Genomic DNA, 6,202 nt, shown 5'->3' on the forward strand with positions numbered 1-6,202 from the left:
TCACCGCAATGAAAGCCTTAACAGCGCTAAAAACGACACAACCAACATTAAAGAAGCCGCAGAGGCACAAGAAGACGAGATAGTTCCCGTAGAACTGGAATTGTACAAACCTAAAGAGGTAGCTGACGTTCTTGAAGATCTCAAGTCAGGCGACAAGCAGTTTGAGATCTTTCTCGATAATGAAGGTAAAACCCGCGTTCTCTACAAACGAAATGATGGAAAGTTCGGGCTTTACTAGACACTACGAGCTACGTGCTACGTGCTACGTGCTACGTGCTACGAAAAGATGGCGTAGCCCGTCTGAAAACCAACTGAATGAGACTAATACGCTCAATGTCGGTATAACGAACTTTTAAAGTTTTTGCAGAGTTCGACGGTGATAGCTAATTGGTTCACTTAGATTCAGGCTGGCGTTGTCAGAGACATAAACATCAATAAGCATCGTTCCATTTGATTCAGGGGTTGCAATAGTACCTATATAATTATTACACCCTGACAATCCTCCAAATCCAATGTATTGAATAGACACATTAATGTCAAACATAGGGGTACCCTCAGGATATTGTGCATTAAAACTATTCACACAGGTTCCGCCTGAACGATCTTGTCCGGAAACTCTTAAAATAGCATATTCCACCGCACTTTTAGCCAGCAGCTGTGCCTGTTCATTAAGATATACATTAGTTGTGCGTTTCGCCGTTTCTGATGTTGTCGATAACATATATGAGAGCAACGTCGCTATGAGAATCATAAAGAAGATCGCCATAATCATGGCAAAACCGTTACGTTTTTGTTGATAAGCTCTCATTAGAACACCACCTTTTCTTTACAGATCGAGTATTCGCCGACACCGGTCACATTACCGTCACCCACACAGACTTGAATGATCATAATATCACCCATTGAGGTAAATTTAAAGCTGGTAACATTTTCCATGATCAATACCGGTGTTGCATTTAAAATTGCACTTTCACCTAACCATGGTCGATAATCATAATATAAATTAAGATCTGTACCGATCAAACCAACTGCATACGCTGAACGAGACAACTGATAATATTCATAGACATCTACATTTGTAAAGTCTCCTAAATTTGCCGATGTAATCGAGGTTGTTGTAAAATCTACAGGGTGTATTGCAATACCCGTTTGAGTTGTAAGTCCACCAAGGTTCGTTCCATTCCAACCAAAAGCACTGCTGTTAAGATCGACGTTACTGCCTATAAAAAAGATCCCCAAATCAGTGTCTGTGATCAAAGAACCCGGCGAACTCAATGTTGCTGCATTTGAGTTCATAAGATCTATAAATCCGCTCCACTGTGGTGCAGTCGATGTTGTCCCTTTCCAGCCGTCAATATCGACTCCGATCCACTCTAAAACTGTCTCATCGCCAGTATTACTGCCTATCGGCTCAATCCCGGCGGTCAAATCATTTCTGGCAATGGTGGAATCTTTAATACGGTATTGAAGACGGTTCGCTATCTGTTTGACCGCTGCTTCACTTTGATTTTCCAAGCGGTTAAAGGTGTTGCTGTAAACATAGTTTTCATAGATTTTATATAGAATGTCCGCACCAAACTTTGACATAATCCCGAAGATCACAATGACAAAGACAAGTTCGAGTAAAGTAAAGCCCTTACGCATTAGAATCTCCTTTTAGCATAATCGATCTCACCAATATTACACGTATATGCCCTTAGTTTTGCAATAACCTGATTTACCCCGTCAACTGTGGCAGTAATTTGAACTTCCGTCATCTTCAAATTACTCTGGTTTCCCGGTGCAGTATTAGCATTAAAAACAAATGGTGAAGCTAAAGTATCACTCACATATTGTCTAGTGGCTGTTATGGTATAACTGCTTTTATAGCCGCCGATACCAGCAACAGAATTAGCAATATCGTGCGGAAGGGTTTCTGTCAAACCGTTGGCTAATGCTGGCGCATGTTGTGTTGTGTTGCTTAAGTTATAATCAAAGAAACCACGGTGAAGATCTTCATTTAATCCACCTACTCTAATTGAACTGTTGACATCTGTTCGGCCATATGTAGAACCAATGGCACCGACATCCAAAATTTTAGATATTGAATACCCGCCATCGTTTCCAACAATAGAGTTGTCATCCCAAACCCATGTCGTCGTTTCTGACAAGACAGCCGAGACTAAAAAGATGGCCTCCTGTGCGGCACTTCCTTCCAGAGACTTATTGTTCACTCCTATCATCATTGGTATTGTCAGCATGACAACAGCTATAACGACAATAGCAAAAATAAGCTCGATCATCGTGAAGCCACTTCGAACAAAGCATCTTAACCGATTAGACAGAGATCTGCTTCTTACCATCGAATTCTCCGATTAGTATTTTTGTTTTTCTTATTACCACTGTCTGTTACGGATTCTGCTGCACCGGTATCACTTGACCATGCTCCTGGTCCATAAAATTCCAACTCTACACTGTTTGTAGTTGCAGGATGTGGATTAAACTGATCGTAGATCAACCACGGCTGTGTTTGATTTGCATCTGCGGTCACGGCAACAGTTGTGTCTACTGTCACTGTTCCTTTATATGGATAGCCTTTTGAACCTGTGTAATTGTAAGCAGCCGTTGTTGCAACCAAAGTTGGGTTTGGAGTGTAAGTTGGTGCTGTGCCTACCGGAATAAGAGTTGACGAGCCACTAACGTTTCCGTCACTGCTTAAGTCGTGTTCTGTATTCCTGTACCAGTTGACACTGTCAAGACTCTTCTTAGGGACGTTACCGAGCAAGGTCGTGATGAGACCTTGCTCTACCGCCGTTGGTGACTTAGCATAGACTTCATAGTAAAAATTTATATTTCCTGTACAACTACCGCCGGCAGTTGTACACATTGCACGGCTTCGAGGTGAATGCACTCTTGCGTAAAAGAAGGTTGCATCTTCATTGATTGCTTGCGGTGACGTCTGAGTCGTCGTTCCGTTTTCATCGACAATGGTAATATCATTTATAGTGAACTTAAACGGATTTAACGGTAGATCTGTTTTACGGTCAAAATTGATAAGCATCTCTATAAACCCATCTCCATTCAAAAAGAACTCTTTTGGCAATGATTTTGCAAGTGCAGATGTAAATGTAATGTCATCTGCTACAGAGATATTTCTATCAACCGGCAATGCTGTCACATATTTTGCCTGCAAACGGGTGACAAACTCTGTTAATGGCGATGGTACAGCTGAGTGTGTCAGTGTCACATTCATATCTTGCGCTGCACACTGCCCATCGTAGTTTGCTGTTTTAACATTATCAAAATCTTTTGCAGTGATGTTGAAGTCCAACATCGACATCATATTAAAACCATCACCGCCATCAGAAAGATAAGTAAAGTTCTTGTCCGAATTGAATTCATAATTGGCATCTTTATATGTTACATTTAGATCAAAGTGATCGGGAGTGATGGTGAGACTTTCCGTCCAAGGGGTAATATAACGATCTGCATCCAGGGTGTCATCAGCATCAACCAGGGCATATTCACTGCCCGGTATTTCAGATATTTTCATAGTAACATAACCGACGTGGTCAAATGTGTAGTCAGCAGTAACCGTACCGTCCGCAAAAACAACATCCGGAGATAGGTCAAAAGTAGGGAAAGCACAGACAGCTGATGTGTCTATAATACTTAACGTGACATCAAATGAGTCTGTTTGACTTTCATTATACAGAGGTGTCGGCGTGGCACCATCAAAAGTAAAGGCATTGAAAGTTATGTTGGTCGGCTCTTTTGCTTTAACGACCGTTGCAGCACTGAGCGAACTATCAAACTCATTTGGACGGATCGCAAAGTTGTCACTTGAACAGTCCGGCATAATATCAAGGGTACACATCAAACAGCCAAGTTCATTATCATAAATCGGGTTGTATCCAGGACAAGTATCATTATCAGGTCCACAACTGTAACCACCGTTTGTGGAAAGACAAGGCTCTCCATTGCCACCAAAACAACGGTTGGTCGCTGATTCACCATAAGCTAAACGATACTGATCGACGGAGTTTACACACTGTGAAAGACCCGCCAAGTTACCCGTGGTCGTGTTAAGCGTACCATCTGCATTGAGCATATCTTTAATACATTCCTGCCCGGTTTCTGTATAGAGACCTTGCAGATCCAAATATTTAATTAAAAATCTGGAGTCTTTCCTTGCAATAGACGGTATAGCTATAGTCTCAGTCGTCGAAACAGAACCGCTGGGAATTGTCAATACAGCAGGTGTCACCCCATCCGGCATATAGAGGTTCTGTTGAGAAGTACAGTCAGCATTGCTCAGTAAAGGCATTACAATAACCTGCAGCGAAGCCTGTGATGAAGTGAACAGTGAAGCAACGCCGTCACCGTCAAGATGCACTGCGGTTAGTGGTGCACCACTTTGTGCAATCTTCGTTGTTATTCTTTTTAAGCTTCCGGAATTGTATTCATCAATACTAACCTCACCCCCCGCAGCCGGAGGATCGATCAAGTCGATACGTAAAGGCGGAGCCAGTCCGCCAGGATTTGTCGGTAATCCGCTTACACAATACTGCATTTCTCCTGTATACTTTACATTGACATTCTTGTTTACATCAAATTTTTCATATGTAGTGTACATAATCTTTCCGGACGGCCAGATGTCCGCAGGAATATTGGTGTCGAGCGTCTCATACACATTTATAATAGTCGCATTTGGGTCAGTAGCATTGTACTCCAAGAAACCTATGTTCCATTTAGGCCCTTCAGCAACGTACTCAATCAGGCCAACAGCAGTATTACTGATCTCAACACAATTGAGATTAATATTATTAACACCGCACTCTGATATGTTGGTGTTTGTTATAGGTAACGCCTCATTTTTTTGTACAACTTCCACCCCTGTCAGATTAGTGTCTGAGATGTTTAAAATCGGTATAGTAGTATTACAATCCGAACCAGCAGGACAAAGAGGACTTGTTGTTGGATCCGAATAACAGATGTCTGCTGCCATATAAGCATCTCTGACTGTTGTGTATTTCACTGTAATAGTATACTCGTAGTCTCCACTCTTGTCAGGTGAAATTGGGTAAACATCAATATTGAAATCCAGATCAGGACCTGTATAAAAAGAGGTTGATGTGCTGTTGGACAAAGTTACGCCGGGTTCATCCGAAGGATCATAACATGATGAAGTTTGAGCATCGAAAAAAACATAACCAGAAGGACTTGTTATATTGATTTCAACGTATCCAGGTTCTTCTACTGATATATAATAGTCTCGTTCTGTAACTTGAATATTATTCTGCTTTATCGTTACATCCGTGTTTGTGTATGTTTCGGTAGAGGTGTTTAATTCTGCAGTAAAGTCAGTTTTCAACTGACAATAATTGTATGCATGACCGTAAGGCACAACAATGAAAAAGAGTAAAACCAACATTCTGTTAATATAATTCATTTTTAATTTCCTTCTTATTTTTTAAAGTAAATAAGCACATTGCTACTAGTTTATCTTATATACAATTAAAATATATTTAATTTTCTTATATATATATATTTCTTAGCGCTCTATTTGGAGAAGGCATCTTTGCTTTTTCTGCGTCCACCCTTATTGGGTTTATACGAGCTTAACAACACACAATTTTTTACTTTAACATTATTAATAAAATTATAGTAGTTAGAGCATACTGTTTAGTTTAATTCTTCCAACTAAACAGTATGCTCTATTTAAAACATCAAGTGAGAAGTATTGGAGTATAAAGAAGTTATATATTTGCGAAAATTTCCGCTTTGTTTTGCAGTAGTTTGAGTTTAAGGTAGAGATAACATTTTTTAATGTCATCTCTTGTTGAGAGAGCCTCTGTTAGTATTCGCCGGTAAACTTAAAGACGATAGAGGCGTATCCCTCGTACATGTCGCTGATAGCGTATGTGTTGGCCTCTCTAAAAACGTGCTTTGCACGGCCACCGAATTCAAGACCCAAGTTCTCAATGATGTCGATATTCACACCGGCTTGTACCCCGGCATAAGGGTTTTGGTTTGTTACGTATTGCGTGGTACCTGCTACATCATATTCGAAAGTTGACTCGATAGCACCACCGTTAATACCCATGAAAATGTTAAAATGTTCACCTGCACGGATTAGATAATCGATCTGAAGACCTAGTGATGCTGCAGTTGACTTGGTTGTGTTAGGTGCCTCTAGCAAGTAGTAAGTACCTGCTAAAAA

At 40.7% G+C, this 6,202-nt stretch carries 6 protein-coding genes; 1 reads left to right on the forward strand and 5 read right to left on the reverse strand.

Annotated features, from left to right (window positions below):
- The coding region (locus ABYK33_RS12900) for a sigma 54 modulation/S30EA ribosomal C-terminal domain-containing protein (protein ID WP_373033618.1) at positions 1-238 on the forward strand (238 nt) is incomplete at its 5' end.
- Between the two features lie 114 nt (positions 239-352).
- Here ABYK33_RS12900 and ABYK33_RS12905 read toward each other — a convergent pair.
- From ABYK33_RS12905 to ABYK33_RS12925, 5 genes are all read right to left on the reverse strand, one after another.
- Positions 353-808: a type II secretion system protein gene (locus ABYK33_RS12905; RefSeq protein ID WP_373033677.1), complete on the reverse strand. Its 456-nt coding sequence runs from the start codon at positions 806-808 to the stop codon at positions 353-355.
- Positions 808-1,644: a type II secretion system protein gene (locus ABYK33_RS12910; protein ID WP_373033678.1), complete on the reverse strand. Its 837-nt coding sequence runs from the start codon at positions 1,642-1,644 to the stop codon at positions 808-810. The genes ABYK33_RS12905 and ABYK33_RS12910 overlap by 1 nt, the downstream gene beginning before the upstream one ends.
- On the reverse strand, positions 1,644-2,342 hold the full coding sequence (locus tag ABYK33_RS12915) for a type II secretion system protein (RefSeq protein ID WP_373033679.1): 699 nt from the start codon (positions 2,340-2,342) through the stop codon (positions 1,644-1,646). Before ABYK33_RS12915 ends, ABYK33_RS12910 begins: the two co-directional genes overlap by 1 nt.
- Positions 2,336-5,431 carry a hypothetical protein gene (locus ABYK33_RS12920; protein ID WP_373033680.1) on the reverse strand — a complete coding sequence of 1,032 codons (3,096 nt, stop codon included), beginning with the start codon at positions 5,429-5,431 and terminating at the stop codon, positions 2,336-2,338. Before ABYK33_RS12920 ends, ABYK33_RS12915 begins: the two co-directional genes overlap by 7 nt.
- Before the next feature lie 405 nt (positions 5,432-5,836).
- Positions 5,837-6,202, reverse strand: a 366-nt coding sequence (locus ABYK33_RS12925) for a hypothetical protein (RefSeq protein WP_373033681.1), incomplete at its 5' end; no start/stop codon positions are given.

Origin of the sequence: Sulfurovum sp., from assembly GCF_041562805.1 — a bacterium.
GTDB lineage: Bacteria > Campylobacterota > Campylobacteria > Campylobacterales > Sulfurovaceae > Sulfurovum.